Here is a 21,151-nt window from a genome sequence, read left to right as displayed (position 1 = left end):
TCGATTGGGAGGTCAGAAACGATGTTGAACCGTGTTATACTAATTGGTAGATTGACGAGAGACCCAGAGCTTCGCTATACGCCTGCAGGTGTTGCGGTTACTCAATTTACGCTAGCAGTAGATCGTCCGTTTACGAGCGGCGGTCAAGGCGAGCGTGAAGCGGATTTTATTCCGGTTGTAACTTGGCGTCAACTGGCCGAGACTTGCGCCAACTACTTGCGTAAAGGCCGCTTAACAGCGGTTGAAGGACGCATTCAAGTACGGAATTACGAGAACAACGAAGGCAAACGCGTCTACGTAACGGAAGTTATCGCGGATAACGTTCGGTTCTTGGAATCCAATAAAGACGGCGGCGGCTCGCGCGAAGAAGGCGGAAGCAGCTACAGCGGCGGTACAAGCAGCGGCGGCGGATCTTACGGCGGCAACGCTTCCCAAAGCGGCGGTAACCGGCCATCTGGCAATAACTCACGTAACGACAGCCGTGATCCTTTCCAGGATGACGGACGCCCGATTGATATATCAGAGGATGATTTGCCCTTTTGATATCGGAGTAGCTTCTACTTCGCGTATCAATGGAACGGTTATGCAGCCTTTATCGCAATATAAAGCTGCTGCGTAATTGTAAAATTTTCAACGATAAGGAGGATACCTATCATGGCTTTCAAGCAAAGAGATAACGGTGGCGACGAGCGTCCAGAACGTAAGTTCAGCGGACGTAAAGGCGGACGCAACAAACGCCGTAAAGTGTGTTTCTTCACTGTAAACAAAATCACTAAAATTGACTATAAAGATGTAGATTTGCTGAAAAAGTTTATCAGCGAGCGCGGCAAAATTTTGCCACGTCGTGTGACTGGAACAAGCGCGAAATACCAACGCTTGCTTACAATCGCAGTTAAACGTTCACGTCAAATCGCATTGCTTCCTTACACGACTGAATAGGTCGATAAGCGAATATGCACAAAACGGAGGAGCCTGTCACCAAGGGCTCTTTTTGTTTATTTAGGGGCCCGTATGAATACGGGCCTTTTTTTTGTTGCATGCTAATTCAATCGATATAGGGGGCGTATACGAGAATGCAATTTATATTTTATCTAGCTCTTATTATCGCTGCTACAAAGGCTGCAGGGCATTTATCTGTTCGATTAGGGCAGCCTGCCGTGCTTGGAAAGCTGCTCGCGGGTATCATCCTTGGGCCAGCCTTGCTCGGATGGGTACATCCTGACGATTTCATTGATCATTTTGCGGAAATCGGCGTGCTTCTACTCATGTTCATCGCAGGTTTGGAAACGGACTTGGAGCAGCTTCAAAAAAATTGGAAAGCATCCTTCGCGGTTGCCATTGGCGGAATCATCCTTCCGTTTGTTGGAGGATACGCCATTGCAGCAGCTCTAGGCTTGTCAAATACAGAAGCATTATTTCTTGGTTTGCTGCTTTGTGCCACATCCGTCAGCATATCGGTTCAAACGCTAAAGGAAATGAATCAGCTTAATTCCAAGGAAGGGACGACGATACTTGGAGCAGCGGTTGTAGACGATGTCGTTGTGGTTGTGCTTTTAGCAGTAATGATGAGTTTGCTTGGTGCATCAGGCGATGTTTCCTTACCGATATTAATTGGTAAAAAGTTATTATTCTTTGTTATTATCATAGTCATATCCATATGGGTCATTCCATTCTTTATGAAGCAGTTCGCTCGGTTTAAAGTAACGGAAGCAGCCATGAGCGGAGCGTTGATTGCCTGCTTTGCGTTTTCTTATTTTGCCGAGAAAATGGGCGTGGCCGGAATTATTGGCGCTTTTGCGGCTGGAATCGCCATATCCCAAACCTCGTTTAAGCATGATGTGGATTCCAAGGTTGAGCCGATCGCCTATACGTTATTCGTGCCTGTTTTCTTCGTGAGCATCGGTTTAAATATCACATTTGTCGGAGTAGGCAATCAGCTCGTTTTTATTCTGTTGTTATCGCTGGTTGCGATTCTGACGAAGCTGCTGGGCGGAGGATTAGGTGCAAGGCTAACTGGCTTCAACAATCACTCTTCGCTGGCAATTGGCGCCGGAATGGTATCCAGGGGAGAGGTGGCGCTTATAATTGCAGCATCGGGATTAGAATCGGGGCTCTTGCTTCCGAAGTATTTTACGGCAGTGGTCATCGTGGTCATTTTGACGACGCTAGTCACACCGCCAATGTTGAAAATGGTTTTCCCCCAAAAAAAACAAGAGCAGCATCCTTAATCGGGATACTGCTCTTTCTTTGACGACGCACGGGAAGGGCGTTTCTGTTTCTTCTACCGCCTACGCGTTACTCTGCTTTTACCAACCTTAACGGAAGGTTTGGATGTACGCGGCTTGGTGTATACTTTATTTGATTTGCTTGATTCATTGGCTTCCTTTACAATTTTCCCCTTAGTGGCTGGCTTGGAAGTAATGGTATCTTTATTCTGGCTTGAGCTTGTATTTGGTGAGGAAGCTGAAGCATTGGCATCCTTGGAACGCTTAAACACCGAGCCCGTTCGATTAACCGTTAACGGAGGAGCCAGCTTCTTATCCTCTACCGTAGGGACACGGTATGAGGTATTAGGCTTATATATATCCTTGGTTGTATATCCGCGATATTTCCCTTTGCCATATTTGCCATGATCGAACAAGTCGTCAAGAACACTGGCAATAAGGTAGCCCTGAAGAAAACTCGAGCTGTAATTTTGCCTTACATACTCGGTGGAGTTAATCGCGATTAATGTGTCGGACGGATCGTCAGGAGCTTGATCCAACTGAATGACTTCGTCCGAATAAACGAGAAACATCCGCTCCGTACTCACTTCGCTCTGCTGCTCGGGCTTTCGCTGGTCCGCTAAATTAGCGGCCACATCGGGAACGGAGATATTATCGGCACGGTACACATAAGAGGTCTCATTGCCGGAACCATTGACCGATTGCAAAGGATATTGATCCTTCACGGAATCCGAAACGGCGCAAGCCGTGAGAAGAGGGATGATAAAGCTCAGCAGAAGCAGGTATTTAATCGATTGATGCCACCATTTATTCATCATGTCCTCCTATCCGCCCCGCAGCACGCGAACATCGGCCGGCAGAACGCTTTCTCCTTCATAAAGCATGAAGCGTCCGTCCTGCCATTCGATACGGAGAAGCCTCATATCATCAGATTGGTATTGCCAGACATGCTGTTCGCCTCCCTGCATGTAAGGCGTTTTGCCGCTGGCCATAATTAAGCCGGAGAATTGCTCCTCCATGTGGTAATTCCGATCATCCAACTCCAAAATAGTCGGGACCTCATCAATGGAGTCCAGCCGCCCGTCAATGGGATCATATAGCGCATATACCGTACTTTCCCGTTCCTCTACAGTCAAGTAGCGAATGGTAATGCCGTCCTGAAGCGTAAGCACGATGGCATTGCGGGATCGGTTATGTGTTCGGCCTGTTACGTTGTAAGTAATTAAGGAAACCTCGCATACATCGCCAGGCGAAAGCGTCATGATACTTTTCTCAGCAATGGGCGCTTCAGCGGGAGTAAGCAGGTTTTTGATCCTTTTGAACAAGCTCATCTGAAATGCTCCTTTATTAAATTAGATAGATCCAATGATCAGCGCACCGGCAATATGAAGGGATCCGGCAAACAATGCATAACCGATCTTGCCTTCATGGATTCCTTGCTCCAGCTTCATCCCGCTTATGGCGATGACTACTTTCTCCACGATCCACTCCAGCACGAGCAAGAGGACGAAAGAGACGAGGGAGATGACAAGAGCTTCCCACATTTCACTGGATTTGCTGATAGATTGGGATAAAATGTACGCCTGAGCAAAAAGCTTAAGCACAAAACGAGTCGTTACGGCTGTATTTCCGTTTTTAATTTCTTGCAAATCATTGTACTTCGTAAACCGGGAGTCCAGAAACATAATAATGACGAGTAAAATGGCTCCTGCGCCAGTCCAAACCGGAATACGGATAAGATCAATCCATGACATCGATAATTCCTCCAAGGTTTTGAATTTATAAAAATGACCGCCTTTTGTTAAAACCGGGGAGTCCGAGTCCTAACACCAGCGGTCATACTATACAATACTTCCTAATTAATTGGAAGAACTATTGTTTCTCGTACTGCTTCATCAGCGCGGCTAATTCATCTTCTACCGCTTTGTCCTTGCCGAGCTTCTCGAATTCCTCATCAAGCGATTTGCCTTTAGCGTTGATTTCATTGCTCGCTTCCGCTTGAGCCTCCATTTGCAGCATTTTCTCTTCCATGCGTTTCATGCCTGAGGCAGCGGAATCGGTGCCAAAGCCCGACATCGCTTTATTGATTTCCGTTTGCGCCTTAGCCGCTTGATAACGGGCGACCAGCGTTTCGCGCTTGTTCTTCAGATCGGTGAGCTGCTTGCGCATTTCATCCAGCTTGCCGCGCAAGTTGTCAGCGAGCATTTTATTCTGGTCAAAGCTGGACTTGTATTCAGAAGCCTTTTGTTCGGCCGATTTTTTCTCTTCCAGGGCACGTCGCGCAAGCTCAATATTTTGAGATTGGGCAGCAAGATGTGCTTGCTCACCGCGTTTCTCAACAAGCTGGGATTGCTCCTCATACAGCTGCTTGAATTTTTTCTCGATCGCAATTTGCGCGGCAACGGCTTTCTCTGCATCTGCAAGGTCTTCCTGCATATCGCGAATATATTGATCGGTCAGTTTTATTGGATCTTCCGCTTTCTCAATCAAAGAGTAAACATTCGATAAAGTAAGGTCTCGCAGTCTTTTGAATATAGACAAGTTAATCCCTCCTAGGATTGTTTCACATAAATAATGATACGCTCAATAAAAGCAATTAGTTGCAAGATTATTTAGGAATCGCGTTATTCGCGTTTATCTTTGAAGTAATGCTACAATGAATCAAATGAAGCACCTTCGGAGAAGAAAAGGAGAAATCTCGATGGAAAATGCCAAAACGGGAACAGAGCGGTTCAAACGATTTATTTTGAATAACAAATTCGTATTGTTTCTGCTTGTGCTGCTGCTCGTTGGACTGAATATTATGGTACTGACGAAAATATCGTATATTTTCACGCCGGTTACGGTGCTCCTTAAAACCTTGCTGCTGCCAGTCATCTTGGCGGGCATCGCGTATTATCTTTTGAACCCCATTGTCGATTATTTGGATAGCAAAGGCGTAAAACGAGTGTATTCTATTATTTTGATCTTCCTGCTGGGAGCGGGACTGGTCACGGTCGTGCTGGTCGCAGTCATCCCTTTTCTCAATGAGCAAGCGGTAAGCTTCGTTAATAATTTTCCTAAATACGGAGACCAGCTGCGAAGAAATTTTGAGGATTTTATGGGAAGCGCGGGCTTTCTGCAAATTCAAGAATGGTTTAATTTAAATCCGGAAGAGCTTTCCGGCAATATTACGGAGCAAGCGACTTCCCTGCTGAATGGCACGTTATCGAGCTTGGGCTCGCTAGTTGGGGCGCTAAAGGAAGTGATCTTAGCCATCGTAACGCTTCCGTTCATTCTATTCTACATGCTCAAGGACGGAAAGCAGCTGCCGCAATTCATTGTCGGGTATCTGCCGAAAAAGCTGCAGCCGCAAACGAAGCGGATCATGGCTGAAATGAATGGTCAAATCAGCAGTTATATTAGAGGGCAAATTATAGTGAGCTTCTGTATCGGCATGCTGTTGTACATAGGTTATCTGGTGATCGGACTTGAATACTCGCTGGTGCTCGCCCTCGTCGCAGCCTGCACGAGCGTCATTCCATACCTCGGACCTGCAATAGCCATTACGCCGGCATTGGTGGTAGCGCTGGTTACTTCACCTGTTATGCTGCTGAAGATGGTTGTCATCTGGACGATTGTGCAGCTTATCGAAGGGAAGTTCATTTCACCGCAAATTATGGGAAAAAGCTTGCAGATTCATCCGATCACGATTATTTTTGTTATTTTAACGGCTGGCAATTTGTTCGGGCTCGCTGGGATTGTGCTTGCCGTACCGGGCTATGCGGTGTTAAAGGTGATCGTCATCCATTCGTACGAATGGTTCAGAAGCCATTCATCGCTCTATGAAGAGGAGCAGAGAGACAAGCAGCCCTTATAATACTCGGTTTCGTTCCAGCAGCTTGAAATAAACAAATACGATGCTAAAAGCAAATAAATAGGATAAGCAGGTATAGCCTATATTCCAGCCGTTGCCGTAGCTTACTTTCCCTACGAGTACGCCTACATACTCAAGCAGGGTCGTGAATATAACGTATAATAATAAAATTAACACCGTTTTATTCCGGTGGGCTTGAATTGACCAAATCATGTAGCTGGCTAAAACGGGATATAGGCCAATATCAAGAGGCAAAGCCGAAACCGATTCATCATTGGGGATAAGCGGCGTGAAATCCCAAAACATCATTTGGAAGCCAAAAGAGTTGATAACTAAGGAAACGACCGCGCTAATAGGGGAAATGAGCAACAAGGTTTTCATTTTCCTTACTGCAATAGGTATGGCGGCAAGCCAAGGAATAATGAAACCGCAGATGAGATTAATCACCATTTCATAATGCATCTCAAATTCCTTTCTTGTACATTTTTTTATTAAGATACCCCGTACCCGCTTACGCATACGCAAAATAAAAAACAAGGAAGCTGCCGCTAGGGCAAACTTCCTTGTTTTTTATTTATTTTATAAGCATCTTAGCCGTTTAGGGAAGGGACATCGTCAGACGTTTACGCATGTTAACTGGTTTCAGGTTTCAGCAGACTCGTGCGCGGAGCGATCGTCAGCTCTACTTTATTGATACGGTGCTTGCTTACTTCACGAATGGTAAAGGTCAGGTGATTAAAGCCGAATTGCTTCCCGGGCTTTGCCTCTTCCATTTCGCTGTAAAGCCAGCCGCCGACCGTGTCTACTTCTTCATGCGCAAGCTCCGTGCCGATCAGGTCACCAAGCTCAGTGAGCGACACCTTGCCATCGAGAAGATAAGACGTTTCGGATAGCATCTCAATGTCTTTACGCTCATCGGCGTCGAACTCGTCCCGGATATCTCCGACGATCTCCTCTAATATATCCTCAATCGTCACAAGTCCGGATGTACCGCCATATTCATCGACGACAATCGCAAAATGCACGCGCTCTTGCTGCATTCGCGTCAGGAGCGTTTTGACGGGCAGAACCTCAGCAACGGACATTACAGGCTGGATCAGCGTCTGAAGATCAATCTCTTTATTCACATGATATTGCAAAAATAATTGCTTCGTATTGATCATGCCTACGATATTGTCTTTGCTGTCGCCTGCAACAGGGAAGCGGGTGTACTGCTCCTTGCGGATAATATCCATGTTTTGCTGCAGCGTGTTGTTTTTGTACAAGACGGTCATATCCGTGCGCGGGACCATGATTTCTTTGGCCAAAATTTCGTCAAACGCAAAAATCCGGTTTACATAGCCATATTCGGTGTTGTTGATTTTGCCGCTCTCGAGGCTGTCGCTTAGTATGATTTGAATTTCTTCTTCGCTATGGGCATTCTCGTGTTCCTTTGCCGGTTTTAAGCCAAATAAACGGACTAAAGCATTAGCAGAACCGTTTAACAACCAGATAAACGGGTACATGACCTTGTAGAAGAAAATAATCGGTTTAACGACAGCAAAACTGACAAGCTCCGCTTTCTGAATCGCGATACTCTTCGGCGCAAGCTCTCCAATAACGACATGGAGAAAGGTTACGCCAATGAAGGCAATCAGAAACGATAAAATATGGCTGAGATCGCTGTTCAGCTCCCAATGTTCAAACAGCGGGAGAAGCAGCTTTTCAACGGTGGGCTCTCCAAGCCAGCCGAGACCGAGCGCGGTAATGGTTATGCCAAGCTGACAGGCGGATAGGTAACCATCTAAATTACTGACTACACGTTGAACGGCAAGCGCGTTTTTCTTTTCTTCAACGACCAATTGGTCGACTCGGCTGGTCCGAAGCTTAATAATGGCAAATTCAGTAGCAACGAAAAAAGCCGTCAGCACAATTAGTAAAGCAAATAATAGTAGATTAAGTCCTATACCCATATGAAATATTCACAATCCTTCTTATCTGATTTATATCATTTAATAGTACGAACTTTCTGCCAATTCATCAAACCGCTCAATAAGGGCTAAGAAGCGGTAGAGGGTCGATTTTACCCATTTGAAGAGATTAGCGGATTGATATTAGCCATTCTCTCGATTTTTCGCGGTAACCGTAATGGTTTAATGAATAGTTCTTATGAACTTGTTATGGACTCAAAAAAAGAACGGCAGCAGGCCGTCCATTTTTTGGGCATACAAGCATGATAAGTTAACGCTTGGCTAAGCAATTAAAACTTATTGGCTTGCTGCTCGGACCAATCGCCGATAACGGGAAGCTTGTTCAGCTTGCCTTGCAGCGTCAGCAGCATAAGGCCGATCCATAAGATGAAGCCGATCGGTGCAAGCAGCAGGCCTAGAAGCCAGCCGATAACAGGGATAAAGCCGAATAAGATATTCAGCACAATGATGGCTACAGAAACTACGATTGATTGAACCGCATGCAGTCTGACGAAACGGCTATTCTTTTCTAATACGAGAAAAATAATGCCCGTAATGAAGCCTCCCAGATAACAAAGCAAGCCTGCTACCTTAGGGTCAAGACCGGTGGAGGAGCTGTCCGGTTTTAAGGATGGAGGTTGTTGCAATGGTTTCACCCTTTCTCTACTTACATATTCTTGCAATGATTGTATTCGTCATTTGCTATTCATAGACCTTTTTCTTTTATAAAATAATATCCAGAATTGGTATCATTATATTGTAAAAGATTTGTAACCTGTTTCGACAAAATATCGTCTAAAATGAGAGTGCATATTTATAAAAGAATCGTTACAGATAGGAGAAGTTATCATATTATGAATAAACGCAGATGGTTGTACGCGGCATCCGCCGCCGTCGTTATCCTTGTCGTTGCAGGTTTTTTTAACCGCAGCGCCTTGGCCATGATGGGCTTTGATTGGTTTCTTGAAGGCCATGTAACAAAGCAGCTAGAGCAAACTTACAAACCGATAGATGGACGGGAGCCTATTCCGGTTAGTACAATAGATAAGAAGCAGGATCCGTTTTCCGTGCTGCTGCTTGGCGTTGACCAACGCGGCAATGAGATCGGACGCTCCGACACCATGATCTATACGGTCGTTCGTCCGAATGACGGGGATCTTCTTATGGTCTCGATTCCAAGAGACATGTATGTAGATATCGTAGGGAAAGACAAAAAGGATAAAATTACGCATGCCTACGCTTTCGGAGGAGCAGGAATGGCGATGGATACCGTTGAAAAGTTTCTGGACGCTCCGATTCAATATTATGCTTCCATTAACTTTGAAGGTTTCCGGCAAGCCATCGACACGCTCGGCGGGATATCGCTGCCGATTGAAGAGGATATGGTCAATGATGATCCCGACCACGAGAAGTTTGTCATTAAAGCAGGCCAAGACACTTATAATGGTAAAGATACTCTAAACTACGTACGTTACCGCGAGGATGCCGGCGGCGATGTAAATCGTACAGAGAGACATCAAATCTTCTTGAATCTTCTGATGGATAAAGCGAGGCAAATGAATCAATGGTCCAAGGTTCCTGATCTTATGGATATTATGGGTGATAACTTTAGCACTGATATGCGTCCGCAGCAGCTGGTCGACTTAGGCCAAGGCTTGCTGCAAACCAAAGAACGGCATATCTACAGCCACTCGCTGATTGGCAGCGGACATCGCTTGAAAACCGGGGGCGCTTGGTATTATTTTGCCGATGATGAGGATTTGGCGAAGGTACAGACGATGATTAAGAGCTGGTTAGATGCAGACACGCCTGCTTCCAGCCTGATATTGCCGGAAAAGTACACGGAAGACAAAGTAAAAGAGGTTGGTACGCTGGCGAGCGGCGGAAATTCCGCCAAGCAGTGATAGGGGCGCTTACTCCGGTCCGTCTGCTGCCTTCGACCAACAGGAAATAGAATGAGCAAACGGAACGGAGTTGTTGGGGAAAATGAATATCGCGTTTTTTTTATTGCCGAAACAAGAGGTCGTATGCCTGACACAGGATGCTACCTTAAGGCAGACGCTTGAGAAAATGGAGCATCACCGCTATACCGCAGTACCTATTATTAATGACGACGGCGGATATGCCGGCACCGTTACGGAAGGCGATTTGTTATGGTACGTTAAGGACCATGCCGACCTTTCGCTGGAGCAGACGAACAAAGTGAAGCTTATGGACGTGCCGCTGCGCATGAACAATAAGACGGTCCGAATCGATGCCAACATGGACGATCTCATCTCGTTGGCAAAGGTGCAGAACTTTGTGCCTGTCGTCGACGACCGGAACCGGTTTATTGGAATCGTTCGCAGAAGCGAAATTATTGACTACTGCCAGAAAATTATTACGGAGCAGCATAATGTTTTGCAGGATTAATAACGAATTCCAAGCATTATCCGCATTGCCAGGTACTATTTTCAAACCGGGCAGGGCAAGCTAATAAGAACGGAGACGGAATGGAGGGACTGTTCCGTCTTTTTGTTTTTGCGGGACATGCTGGCGCAGGCGGGAATGTGCGTGATATGTTTAGCTTTTATGCTATAATGAGTTGTAAAAGTTTCGTAAGAAACCAGATTATATGAGCAAGAGGTGAACGGTTTGAGAACCGGCTTGAAACCAGTGCTGTGGAGCTGTGCGGCACTCCTTTTATTATTGTCCCTTCTAGTACCGCTCTTAAACGTCATTACCATGCTGCTGCTTATGGTGCCTTATGTCGTGCTCTATACGACCTTGTCGCCTAAAGCCTTTGCACTGCATCTGCTTCCGGTATGGGTGCTGGCATTCCTTATCGGTGGACCGGCCACGCTTATTATCGGGTTATTTTTTCTCATACCGTCTATCGTGATGGGCCACTTGTATATGAAGCAAGCGCCCGCCTCAAAGGTTGTCCGGACGGTCGGCCTTGTCTTTCTCGCGCAAATGATGCTGGAGCTGCTTATATTCGAGGTGTTCTTGGATATTTCGCTTATTAAAGAGCTGAGCACATTCGTACGCGTTTCCGTTGAGGACCTCATGGCGCAGAGCTATCTTTCGACGCAATGGGATTCGGAGCTGACCGATATCGTGATCCATACGATGGTGAATTCGATTCCGGTTACCTTTATTATGATTTCCTTCATGATCACCGTAATTGGGCAGTTTCTGGCCCGCAGGGCGGTAAAGCGGAGCGGAGGACCGGACGTGCCAAGATTTACGCGCGCTAGGGAGTGGCGTTTGCCGCGCTTGCTGGTTGTGCTGTACCTGATTGCCTACGTCATGGAGATGCTCTCGTCTACGACAAACGATTCTTTTTTTGCAGTCGCATTACTCAACCTGGTTCCTCTGCTTAGTTTTGTTTTTGCGTTTCAGGCTGTCGGATTTTTCTTTTTCCTTGCCCACCAGCGAGGGTGGAATAAAGCGGTACCGGTTCTCATTGCGATTCCGGTGTTATTGATCCCGCCGTTAAGCTTAATTGGCGTGCTGGATACTGCTTTCCCAATCCGCAAGTCGTTTACGAAACCATAGCACAGGAGCGGATAGGAAATGCTGAAGTTTTTAGTTACACGTTGGCACGGCATGCATCAGGTATGGGCGTTTGTACTGATGGTGCTGATGTCGGTGACGCTTGCCTGGTTCGAGTGGCTGCTAGGCCTGCTTGGATTGCTGCTCACCGGCGGGGTTTTGTTTTATACGGTAATGGCGGAAAGAGCTTTTCGCAAAGACCTTAAATCGTATTTAGGCACGTTGTCTTATCGGGTGAAGAAAGCGGGCAATGATGTTGTCAGCGAGCTTCCTTTCGGAATTATTTTATATAACGAGGATCGAATCGTAGAATGGCATAATCCCTACATTGCAAACATGGCGGATCGTGAAACGGCTATCGGCATGCCGCTGGCGGAGCTCTTTCCTACGCTGCAGCAGGTGAAGGAGCGGGAGGGGACCATCGAAGCGATGCTCGGTTCCCAGGTGTACCAGCTAATATTCAAGCCGAAGGAACGTATCCTGTATGTCAAAAACATTACGGACCTGTGGCAGCTTGGCCGCAAATATGATGACGAGAAGCTCGTTCTTGGCGTTGTGATGATCGATAATCTTGAGGAAGTTACGCAGGGCTTGGACGATCACCAGCGCAGCTCGATGCTGGCCAAGGTTACAACGGAAATTACCGAATGGGCGCAAAAATATCAAATTTATTTGAAAAGGCTCACCTCGGACCGGTTTCTTCTAGTGACCGACCAGCGAACGCTCAAACAGCTTGAACAGTCCCGGTTCGTCGTTCTGGACGAGGTAAGGGAAATTACCGGCGATCATAAAATTCCGGTCACGCTCAGCATCGGCTTCGCGGCAGGCGCCGAGCATATCACGGAGCTTGGCCAGTGGGCGCATACGAGCCTTGACATCGCGCTTGGACGCGGCGGTGATCAGGCTGCGGTCAAAGTCGGGAGCCGCCAGTCCTTTTACGGAGGCAAGTCGAATGCAGTGGAGAAGCGGACGCGGGTGCGCGCACGGGTCGTTGCCCATGCCCTGCGGGATTTGATCAAAGAGAGCCACAATGTGGTCATCATGGGGCATAAAATGCCCGATATGGATGCGATCGGAGCGGCAATCGGCGTGATGAAGGCCGCGCAGCTATTCGGTAAAGAGGCTTATATCGTGCTGGAGGGCGTTAACCCAGCCATTCAGAAAATGATGGAGCTTATCCGGGAAGACGAGAAGCTATCCAAACGGTTTGTTTCACCGGAGCAGGCAACCGCCTTGATTACTCCGCAGTCGCTGGCCGTGGTCGTGGATACCCATAAGGTGTCCATGGTGAAAGAGCCTAAGCTGCTTACGCAGACCGAGCGTATCGTCGTTGTCGACCATCATCGCCGCAGCGAGGAATTTATCGCGAACGCCATTTTGGTCTACATGGAGCCTTATGCATCTTCGACTTGCGAGCTCGTTACGGAGCTGCTTCAATATATTCATGACCGCGTCGTGCTGGATGTCAGGGAATCAACAGCGCTCCTTGCCGGTATTACGGTGGATACCAAGAGCTTCTCGCTCCGGACGGGCGCGAGAACGTTTGAAGCGGCATCGTTCCTGCGCCGAAACGGCGCCGATTCGATGATGATTCAGCGGATGCTGAAGGAAGACCTTGAGGAATACGTACGCAAGGCGGAAATTATCAAGCATGCCGAAGTGCTTTATGAGCATGTGGCAATTGCAGTAACGGAAACCGGCCGAAAATATTCGCAGCTGCTCATCGCGCAATCCGCCGATACGCTGCTGAATATGACGGATATCCTAGCTTCCTTCGTTATCGGGGAGCGGGCTGACGGCCTCATCGGCATCAGCGCGCGTTCGCTAGGCCATATGAATGTACAGGTTGTTATGGAAAGAATGGGCGGAGGCGGACATTTAACGAATGCAGCCGCGCAGCTTGAGGGGACCGTAGTCGAAGTAGCAGAACGTCTAAAGCAGGTTTTGGACGAAATTGAAGCGGAAGAGGGGTTATTTGAATGAAAGTGATCTTTTTGCAGGATGTTAAAGGACAAGGGAAGAAAGGGCAAGTCAAGGATCTTTCCGAAGGGTATGTACGTAATTTTCTATTGCCGCAAGGACTTGCGAAGCTGGCGTCGGACGGCAACCTGAAGACGCTTGAGGTTCAGCATGCTTCCGAACAGAAGCGCAAAGAGAAGGAAAAAGAAGATGCGCAGGCGCTTGGCAAGAAGATGGAAGAAATGACCGTCGTGATCAAGACAAAAGCCGGCGAGGGCGGACGGTTGTTTGGCGCCATTACGAGCAAGCAAATCGGCGAAGCGTTGGCAGCGCAAGGCATTAAGATCGACAAACGCAAAATCGAGCTTGAAGATCCTATCCGAACGCTTGGCGTTACGCAGGTTATCGTGAAGCTTCACCCCGAAGTAAAAGCAAAGCTGAGCGTGCAGGCGGCTGAAGAATAGAAAGCGATTGGGCTTGTGAAGCAGCATTGCTACGCAAGCCTTCGCTTATGCTTACGAAGTAGGTTTGCTTTGCAAACCTTTTAGGAGGTTCCCATGAGTAATGAGCTGATGTTTGACCGTGTTCCACCGCAAAACCTAGAGGCTGAACAAGCTGTCATCGGAGCCATATTGCTGCATGCGGAAGCGCTCATTACAGCGATGGAGCGGGTGCGCAGTGAAGATTTCTATAGCGGTCCCCATAGACAAATTTATGAAGCGATGGTCGAAATCGCCGAAAATAACCAACCGGTCGATCTCGTAACCTTGACCGCTCATTTGCAGGATCAGCACTTGCTTGAAGAAATCGGAGGCGTCAGCTATTTATCGAAGCTGGCTAACTCCGTTCCGACGGCAGCTAATGTTGACTACTATGCGCAAATCGTTGAAGAGAAATCAATGCTTAGACGCCTGATCCGCACCGCAACGAATATCGTATCCGACGGTTACGCCAACTCGGAGGATGTAGGCGTCCTGCTTGGCGATGCCGAGAAAAAAATTCTTGAAATATCCAATCGGCGTTCAGGAAGCGGATTTATCTCCATCAGGGACGTGTTAATGGAGGTATTCGAGAAGGTTGAGCAGCTGTATCAGGATAAAGGCGGCACGACAGGCATCCCATCCGGTTTCACGGATTTGGATCGCATGACCGCCGGCTTCCAACGAAGCGACTTGATTATCGTTGCTGCCCGTCCATCCGTAGGTAAAACAGCATTCGCACTGAATGTTGCGCAAAATGTCGGCGTTCGCGCCCGGGAGACGGTGGCTATCTTCAGTCTGGAGATGTCAGCGGCTCAACTGGTTCAACGTATGATCTGTGCCGAAGCGAATGTTGATGCACAGCGCATGCGTACAGGCCACCTGGAAGGCGATGATTGGGAAAAACTTACGATGGCGATCGGCTCCTTGTCGGAAGCACAAATCTTTATCGATGATACGCCGGGGATTACGGTAGCTGAGATTCGTGCCAAATGCCGTCGCCTAAAGAAGGAAAAAGGGCTTGGCATGATTATGATCGATTACTTGCAGCTCATCTCCGGCCGCGGCAAAGCGGGCGAGAACAGGCAGCAAGAGGTATCTGAAATATCGCGTACTTTAAAGCAAATCGCGCGTGAGCTTGAGGTTCCGGTCATCGCGCTTTCGCAGCTTAGCCGGGGCGTTGAGCAGCGGCAGGACAAGCGGCCAATGATGTCTGACCTTCGGGAATCCGGATCGATTGAGCAAGATGCCGACATCGTATCCTTCCTATACCGGGATGACTATTACGATAAAGAGTCCGAGAAAAAAGATATTATCGAGATCATCATAGCCAAGCAGCGGAATGGACCCGTTGGGACGGTTGAGCTGGTGTTTCTCAAAAAATACAATAAATTCGTAAGTATTGACCGTGCGCATCAGGATCCGATGCAGGCATCTTGAATTTCCGAACAATTGCATGGGTAACTATGCAATTGTTCGTTTTTAGTTTGACTTCTCGAAGATGGACTGCTACACTATTAATGCTGTCTTTTGACTTGTATCACGATGCAAAGAAATCCTTTTTACGAAGGAAATCTCGTGCTACAGCATTTTGACGGTAATTTTCGGTGCTTATAAACACCGGACGGGGGTATAATTATGTCTACGGTTGTTGTTGTTGGTACACAGTGGGGAGACGAAGGTAAAGGCAAAATCACTGATTACTTGGCAGAGGGAGCCGACGTCGTCGCTCGTTACCAAGGAGGAAACAATGCCGGACACACGATCCTTATTGATAACAAAAAGTATAAATTGACGATGATTCCATCGGGTATTTTCAACCATAATAAAACTTGCGTCATCGGTAACGGAATGGTCATCAATCCGGAAGCGCTGATCGACGAAATTAACTATATCCATGATAACGGCTTCTCGACGGACAACTTGAAAATCAGTGACCGCGCGCATGTTATCATGCCTTACCATCTCGTGCTTGACGGACTTGAAGAAGACCGTAAAGGCGATAACAAAATCGGCACGACACGCAAAGGGATCGGCCCTTGCTATATGGATAAAGCAGCGCGCAACGGTATCCGTATCGCTGATTTGATGGATGCGGAAGAATTTGAAGCGAGAGTTCGCAGCATCATCATTGAGAAAAACCAATTGATCGAGCAAGTATACGGCGGATCGCAGTTGGATGCGGATTCCATCGTGCGTGACTATCTCGGTTATGCGGAAATTCTGCGTAAATACGTAACCGATACATCGGTTATTCTTAACGACGCGATTGATGCCGGACAGAAAGTATTGTTCGAAGGTGCTCAAGGCGTTATGCTCGACATCGACCAAGGAACTTACCCGTACGTTACGTCCTCCAACCCGTCGGCTGGCGGCGTATGTATCGGTTCTGGCGTTGGTCCTTCAAAAATCAAACAAGTAATCGGCGTTGCCAAAGCGTACACGACTCGCGTAGGCGATGGTCCTTTCCCAACGGAGCAGGATAATGAAATCGGCCAATTGATTCGTGACAAAGGCCATGAATACGGTACGGTAACAGGCCGTCCTCGTCGCGTCGGCTGGTTCGATACGGTTGTGGTTCGCCATGCGCGCCGTGTCAGCGGGATTACTGGCCTTTCCCTTAACTCGTTGGACGTGCTTACAGGCCTTGAAACCGTAAAAATTTGCACAGGCTACAAATTGCGCGGCGAAGTTATTGAAACTTACCCTGCAAGCCTGAAAATGGTTTCGGAGTGCGAAGCGGTTTACGAGGAACACCCAGGCTGGTCAGAAGATATTTCTAACGCAAAAACGCTTGAGGATCTTCCAGTCAACACGCGCAACTATTTGAACCGCGTTTCCGAGCTTACCGGTATTCCAATCGCGATCTTCTCCGTAGGACGTAACCGTGAGCAAACAAATCCCGTTCGTCCTATTTACGAATAGAATGAATATTGAAAAAGGATGGCCCGTACAGGGTCATCCTTTTTTTGATTCTTAGGGTTTAGTTTTCTGCTTAGACTGATGGGCTTTCTTCCTCGGTTGAAGCATCGGATTGCCGTGCCGAAGGCTTTAATCCCTTCCGCACCCAAGCGGCAATGAGAAGCAGAAGAGGAAGGGCGATCCCGTTAAAAATGTAGTATGCAGCCATAAGCATGGGTACTGTTGAGCCGTGCTGGGAGCTGTTTATCCCCCAAAAGCTAATAATAGCGATCAGCATGCCAACGGGAAGCACCATTGGTTTGTGATCAGGCAGCTTCAGGAACTGGGAGATACCGATCACAAAAGCGTAGTAGCCGAATGTCAGGCGGGTAAAGATAAGCGCTGCCCAAACCATCATGAGCACGGACTCCAAATGCTCGAAAAATTCGCTAAAGGAAACATACCTGCTGACCACCATAAACGGGTAATGGTACATGCCGGTAGCATTTCCGAGAATGGAAACGACGTTCCAATTAATCAGAACCATCATGCCGCAGAAAAAGACGACGGAAAGCATGGCCCACTTCGTTAGCTTATTTCGATTATGAACATAAGGGATATAAAAAGAAGCCATAGAAAAAATGCCAAACCAGAGCTGCATGATGAATCCCCCTTTAAGGGATGGAAGAAAGCCGTATTCAAAGATTGGCAAGACAGGCGTGAATTTGGTATACAGCGGGATGAAAATGAGCCCGACTAAAAATAGGGGGAGCGGTACAAGCGCTGCAGATAGCCTGCATATTACTTCCACTCCTGCATAGGCGGCAGCCGCACAAACCAGAATTAAACTGCCTGCTATAATAACAGGCGGCGTTTCAGGCAGGAAGGACATACATACAAAATCAGTAAATTGCCGTAATACATAGGCTGTAGTATAGAGCGTAAACGACAAAAATAAAAGGGAAACAAGCGACCCTGTGAATTTACCGGCAATCTGATTTGCGTATTGCACAATCGTTTGCCCCGGATAAAGCTTGTGGAGTGCAATTAAAATCCCCATGCAAAGAAGTCCGCCCGCTAGGCCGCATATCGGAGCAATCCACATATCGAGCCCGGATGCATTGGCTGCCGAGGCAGGCGCGGTAAGAAAGGCTGTTCCTATTATGGCAGTAAACATAAGCATGCATAGCTGGACAGCTGAAATCGATTCTTTTCGCACCTCAATAGCCTCCATTTTGTCTATGGCTTGATAAACGAGCCGAATAACGAGTGCATCACGAATTCAATAAACTGCTGCGGGCCTAGGATCTCTCGGTTCGACGATACGACTAGCGCTAGGACCCACTGAACAGTTAAAAAGACGGCAAATATTATTTTTGTTTTCCGATCCGTGATCCGTGGCCATTCAATGGCAAAGATGGCAGCAACAACGATGGTGATGAAGGTAAGGGAGGTGAAACTCATGGCTGATCTCCCTTGGCGTTATTAAGCATTTTATTTTTGCCGATAAGCCCGGAACGCAGAATGGTTATCTTCACCTTGTAGTTCACTTCAATGGCGGGGAAGATTTGATCCCAGTTTTTTTTGTGTTTATTCCATTCCTTCGGATAGTGCCGGTGAAATTGATCCGAAAAACCAAGAATGTCGGTATTGGTCTTCTTCGCGATCTTCACAGCCATCTGAATTCTTTCTTTGAGAACGGAGGCAAACTGTGTTTCCAGCTGATCGATTACTGCCGGATTTACTACATCGATGTCAGCTGTATTCTGAATAAGGTTGCCTGCAGTTTTAATAGCTACGTTAACCTTCCATTTGCCATCCTGGATGATGGGCGTCAGCTGGCAGCGGCTGTCTATGATGTTCAGGGTTGTAAAACCAGCCCCCCCTTCGGGATGAGCCGTTAGCGTTGCCGTTTTAATTTCGTTGCGGAGCCAGAGAAGGCCGCGCGTTTCTTGGACATCATAGACCTGATTCATTTTTAAGTCCTTGAAGGATGCAGCTCCCGCTAGATAGGGGCTAATTTTATTGCCGCTCTTTTTTAACCGGATCCAGGGAATGAGTGCCGTATGGGCTTCATCGGAAAATTCGACGATGGCATCGAGCAGGGCTACATTAAGCCCAGTCTGAAGGACCGACATTTCCCGCAGCACCTCCGCGCTGTTACGCTCAATTTGCGGCTGCCAATTCAAAACCTGATCAGCGGCGCCTTTGCTGATATAGACATTGGCCCGTTCCCTGGGATGGGGATGGCGGGCTAGAAAATCCAAAGGGTCTTGAATGCCGGAGCGGGCCAGCTTTTCTCCGAATATGAATACATCAGCCTGTCCCCAGAAAAATTTGCGCGACAGCAGCTCCTGAAGCTTGGATGCAGCATCGGAGGTATTTAAGCCGACGGCACTCTCGACCAGCGACTGCTTCATCTGGGAGCTAGGCCCGCTGCCCATGGATTGGGTATCCGAGGCAGTGCCGGGAACAAAGAGCTGAATCGTCAGCTTTATTTTGCGATCCTCGGTCAAGTCAAAGCCTGCGCCGGTAACAATGGCTAAATCGTTTATCTCCGTACGGTCCCAGCAGCCAGAAAGGCATACCAAGCATAATAATAAGAGCAGGAGACGCGGGAAATAGCCGGAAAATGTCGTTTTCATGCGAATCAACCCTTTTTTATCTGGAATTAGTTCTTCGCATCCGAAATTTATTCCATAAGGATCCGGTGAAATGCGGTCTCGTTGACATCGCCCAGCGCGGCGACCTAATCAGCAACGTATCCTTGAGCTGATCGGTTTGCATCGGCGCAATCGGCGACAGATACGGCACACCGAACGAGCGAATCGTCAGCATATGAATTACAATCAGCAATGCAGCCAGCACGATGCCGTAAAGACCAAGCACGCCTGCGCAGAGCATGATGGGAAAACGGATAAGCCGCATAGCAAGCGCGAGCGAATAGTTAGGAATGAGAAAAGAAGCAACCCCCGTTATAGCGACAACCATAATCATGGGGGATGACACGATACCCGCCGAGATGGCGGCCTGGCCAATAACTAATGCACCGACAATGCTAACGGCAGAGCCTACTTGCTTGGGCAGGCGAATACCCGCCTCACGCAGCGCCTCGAAGGTCACCTCCATTAATAAGGCTTCTACGAGCGCAGGAAAAGGGATCTGCTCCCGTGATTTGGAAATCGTGAACAGCAAGGAGGTTGGAATCATCTCCTGATGAAACGATAGAACGGCTACGTAGATGGAAGGCATGAACACCGCCATTAAACCGAGAAAAAAGCGCAGCCATCGAATCCCTGTGGCTACTATCGACCGCTGGTAATAATCCTCTGAAGACTTCATCAAGCTGAATAAAGTCGCCGGTGCGATCAAAGTAAAGGGCGTTCCGTTAACAAGAAGCGCGACACGGCCTTCAAGCAAGCCCGCGCATACGACGTCGGGCCGTTCCGTCGCAAGGAGCTGCGGAAACGGCGACAGGGGCTCATCCTCAATCCATTCTTCAATAAAATTTGAATCAATGATCCCGTCTACGTCGATTTTCTTTAAGCGCTGTTCTAATTCATCAACGAGTCCCGGATCTACGATTCCCTCTATATAAGCGATGGCACATGCGGTTTTGGTATAACGCCCAAGCGTAATGGGCTTTAACTTAAAAGCAGGCGTTTGGAGCCTTCTGCGCAGCATGGAGGTGTTCACCCTAAGCGTTTCGACAAAGCCCTCGCGAGGACCTCGCACGACCGTTTCCGCTAACGGTTCTTCTACGGCTCTCATGACCCAGTGCGGAATGCTGAAGGAAACCCCGGAGGCTTGACCGTCTATGAGCATTACCGCATTTCCTGTCGCAATATAATCAACCGATTCTTGCATGGAATTCACCGTTTGATAGGCAGAGATTGCAATATGCGGAAGCACGGCGGACCAGCCGCGCTCCAGATCCGATATGGAGTGGTTCTGAAGCGGCGCCAGCAGCTGCGAATCAATTTCCTTTATATCGGCCATTCCCTCAATATATACAATGGCCATGCCCAGCCCGTCTTTTGAATGAAATTCATGAAAAATAAGATCTGATCCATCGAGAAAGAGCTGGCGCAGCACGCTGATATTAGCAGCCAAAGATACGCTCAGTTCGCTGGCAAGCAGCTCGCGCTGTTTGGCAAGAATAGCTGTCAGCTCATGATTAGGCTGCTGCTTGTCTTGTTCAGATTGCTTGTTTTTCACATCATTCTACCCCCTTAGCCCTAACAG

General features: G+C 47.9%; 22 protein-coding genes. 11 read left to right on the top strand and 11 right to left on the bottom strand.

What is annotated here, in order from left to right:
• Positions 1-21: 21 nt before the first annotated feature.
• The 3 genes from ssb (at position 22) to ACN6MW_RS13910 (ending at position 2,228) form a co-directional block, all read left to right on the top strand.
• The gene (ssb, locus tag ACN6MW_RS13920) at positions 22-543 is read left to right on the top strand and encodes a single-stranded DNA-binding protein (RefSeq protein WP_308997673.1); all 522 of its coding nucleotides are present in this window, start codon (positions 22-24) and stop codon (positions 541-543) included.
• Between the two features lie 111 nt (positions 544-654).
• The gene (rpsR, locus tag ACN6MW_RS13915) at positions 655-939 is read left to right on the top strand and encodes a 30S ribosomal protein S18 (RefSeq protein ID WP_053373429.1); all 285 of its coding nucleotides are present in this window, start codon (positions 655-657) and stop codon (positions 937-939) included.
• A gap of 134 nt (positions 940-1,073) precedes the next feature.
• Complete coding sequence (locus ACN6MW_RS13910; protein ID WP_419875926.1) at positions 1,074-2,228, top strand: cation:proton antiporter; 1,155 nt, start codon at positions 1,074-1,076, stop codon at positions 2,226-2,228.
• 53 nt (positions 2,229-2,281) lie between these two features.
• Here the strand turns inward: ACN6MW_RS13910 and ACN6MW_RS13905 are convergent, their stop codons facing one another.
• The 4 genes from ACN6MW_RS13905 to ACN6MW_RS13890 form a co-directional block, all read right to left on the bottom strand.
• A complete protein-coding gene (locus ACN6MW_RS13905; protein WP_419875925.1) occupies positions 2,282-3,043 on the bottom strand; it encodes a DUF4247 domain-containing protein in 762 nt (253 codons plus the stop codon).
• Positions 3,044-3,049: 6 nt separating this feature from the next.
• A complete protein-coding gene (locus tag ACN6MW_RS13900; protein ID WP_419875924.1) occupies positions 3,050-3,556 on the bottom strand; it encodes a DUF4178 domain-containing protein in 507 nt (168 codons plus the stop codon).
• 21 nt (positions 3,557-3,577) lie between these two features.
• Entirely contained in the window at positions 3,578-3,979 is a 402-nt protein-coding gene (locus tag ACN6MW_RS13895; protein WP_364152627.1) for a DUF350 domain-containing protein, read from the bottom strand.
• 118 nt (positions 3,980-4,097) lie between these two features.
• Positions 4,098-4,766 (bottom strand): PspA/IM30 family protein, encoded by a 669-nt coding sequence (locus tag ACN6MW_RS13890; RefSeq protein ID WP_419875923.1) that lies wholly within the window; start codon positions 4,764-4,766, stop codon positions 4,098-4,100.
• Between the two features lie 160 nt (positions 4,767-4,926).
• Between ACN6MW_RS13890 and ACN6MW_RS13885 the strand changes: the two genes are divergently transcribed.
• Positions 4,927-6,084 (top strand): AI-2E family transporter, encoded by a 1,158-nt coding sequence (locus ACN6MW_RS13885; RefSeq protein ID WP_419875922.1) that lies wholly within the window; start codon positions 4,927-4,929, stop codon positions 6,082-6,084.
• On the opposite strand, the gene ACN6MW_RS13880 is transcribed toward ACN6MW_RS13885, so the two are convergent.
• The 3 genes from ACN6MW_RS13880 to ACN6MW_RS13870 form a co-directional block, all read right to left on the bottom strand.
• Complete coding sequence (locus ACN6MW_RS13880; RefSeq protein WP_419875921.1) at positions 6,079-6,543, bottom strand: CBO0543 family protein; 465 nt, start codon at positions 6,541-6,543, stop codon at positions 6,079-6,081. The two genes, ACN6MW_RS13885 and ACN6MW_RS13880, sit on opposite strands and share 6 nt — an antisense overlap.
• 170 nt (positions 6,544-6,713) lie before the next feature.
• Positions 6,714-8,033, bottom strand: coding sequence for a hemolysin family protein (locus tag ACN6MW_RS13875; protein ID WP_419875920.1), 1,320 nt, complete (start codon positions 8,031-8,033; stop codon positions 6,714-6,716).
• A gap of 287 nt (positions 8,034-8,320) precedes the next feature.
• Positions 8,321-8,686, bottom strand: coding sequence for a DUF4870 domain-containing protein (locus tag ACN6MW_RS13870; protein ID WP_364152612.1), 366 nt, complete (start codon positions 8,684-8,686; stop codon positions 8,321-8,323).
• A gap of 198 nt (positions 8,687-8,884) precedes the next feature.
• On the opposite strand from ACN6MW_RS13870, the gene ACN6MW_RS13865 reads away from it, so the two are divergent.
• The 7 genes from ACN6MW_RS13865 to ACN6MW_RS13835 all read left to right on the top strand — a co-directional run bounded on the left by ACN6MW_RS13865 (position 8,885) and on the right by ACN6MW_RS13835 (position 16,930).
• Positions 8,885-9,934, top strand: a complete 1,050-nt coding sequence (locus ACN6MW_RS13865) for an LCP family protein (protein WP_419875919.1) — start codon at positions 8,885-8,887, stop codon at positions 9,932-9,934.
• An 82-nt stretch (positions 9,935-10,016) separates the two neighbouring features.
• On the top strand, positions 10,017-10,442 hold the full coding sequence (locus ACN6MW_RS13860) for a CBS domain-containing protein (RefSeq protein ID WP_419875918.1): 426 nt from the start codon (positions 10,017-10,019) through the stop codon (positions 10,440-10,442).
• A gap of 222 nt (positions 10,443-10,664) precedes the next feature.
• On the top strand, positions 10,665-11,570 hold the full coding sequence (locus tag ACN6MW_RS13855) for a DUF2232 domain-containing protein (RefSeq protein WP_419875917.1): 906 nt from the start codon (positions 10,665-10,667) through the stop codon (positions 11,568-11,570).
• Positions 11,571-11,588: 18 nt separating this feature from the next.
• Complete coding sequence (locus tag ACN6MW_RS13850) at positions 11,589-13,550, top strand: DHH family phosphoesterase (protein WP_419875916.1); 1,962 nt, start codon at positions 11,589-11,591, stop codon at positions 13,548-13,550.
• On the top strand, positions 13,547-13,990 hold the full coding sequence (rplI, locus tag ACN6MW_RS13845) for a 50S ribosomal protein L9 (protein ID WP_364152597.1): 444 nt from the start codon (positions 13,547-13,549) through the stop codon (positions 13,988-13,990). The genes ACN6MW_RS13850 and rplI overlap by 4 nt, the downstream gene beginning before the upstream one ends.
• 93 nt (positions 13,991-14,083) lie before the next feature.
• Positions 14,084-15,445, top strand: coding sequence for a replicative DNA helicase (gene dnaB / locus ACN6MW_RS13840; protein WP_419875915.1), 1,362 nt, complete (start codon positions 14,084-14,086; stop codon positions 15,443-15,445).
• 198 nt (positions 15,446-15,643) lie between these two features.
• On the top strand, positions 15,644-16,930 hold the full coding sequence (locus tag ACN6MW_RS13835; protein WP_419875914.1) for an adenylosuccinate synthase: 1,287 nt from the start codon (positions 15,644-15,646) through the stop codon (positions 16,928-16,930).
• Positions 16,931-17,000: 70 nt separating this feature from the next.
• Here the strand turns inward: ACN6MW_RS13835 and ACN6MW_RS13830 are convergent, their stop codons facing one another.
• Genes ACN6MW_RS13830 through ACN6MW_RS13815 form a run of 4 tightly spaced genes read right to left on the bottom strand, consistent with a single transcriptional unit; the run spans position 17,001 to position 21,124 of the window.
• On the bottom strand, positions 17,001-18,125 hold the full coding sequence (locus tag ACN6MW_RS13830; protein WP_419875913.1) for a GerAB/ArcD/ProY family transporter: 1,125 nt from the start codon (positions 18,123-18,125) through the stop codon (positions 17,001-17,003).
• 20 nt (positions 18,126-18,145) lie between these two features.
• The gene (locus ACN6MW_RS13825; RefSeq protein WP_419875912.1) at positions 18,146-18,370 is read right to left on the bottom strand and encodes a hypothetical protein; all 225 of its coding nucleotides are present in this window, start codon (positions 18,368-18,370) and stop codon (positions 18,146-18,148) included.
• Positions 18,367-19,551 carry a Ger(x)C family spore germination protein gene (locus ACN6MW_RS13820; RefSeq protein ID WP_419875911.1) on the bottom strand — a complete coding sequence of 395 codons (1,185 nt, stop codon included), beginning with the start codon at positions 19,549-19,551 and terminating at the stop codon, positions 18,367-18,369. Before ACN6MW_RS13820 ends, ACN6MW_RS13825 begins: the two co-directional genes overlap by 4 nt.
• A gap of 16 nt (positions 19,552-19,567) precedes the next feature.
• On the bottom strand, positions 19,568-21,124 hold the full coding sequence (locus ACN6MW_RS13815; RefSeq protein ID WP_419875910.1) for a spore germination protein: 1,557 nt from the start codon (positions 21,122-21,124) through the stop codon (positions 19,568-19,570).
• Positions 21,125-21,151 lie beyond the last annotated feature (27 nt).

It is taken from the genome of Pristimantibacillus sp. PTI5 (assembly GCF_048572955.1).
Lineage (GTDB): Bacteria > Bacillota > Bacilli > Paenibacillales > Paenibacillaceae > Pristimantibacillus.
The sequence above is the reverse complement of the archived record's forward strand: the minus strand, read 5'-3'. Positions and strand labels throughout refer to the sequence as shown.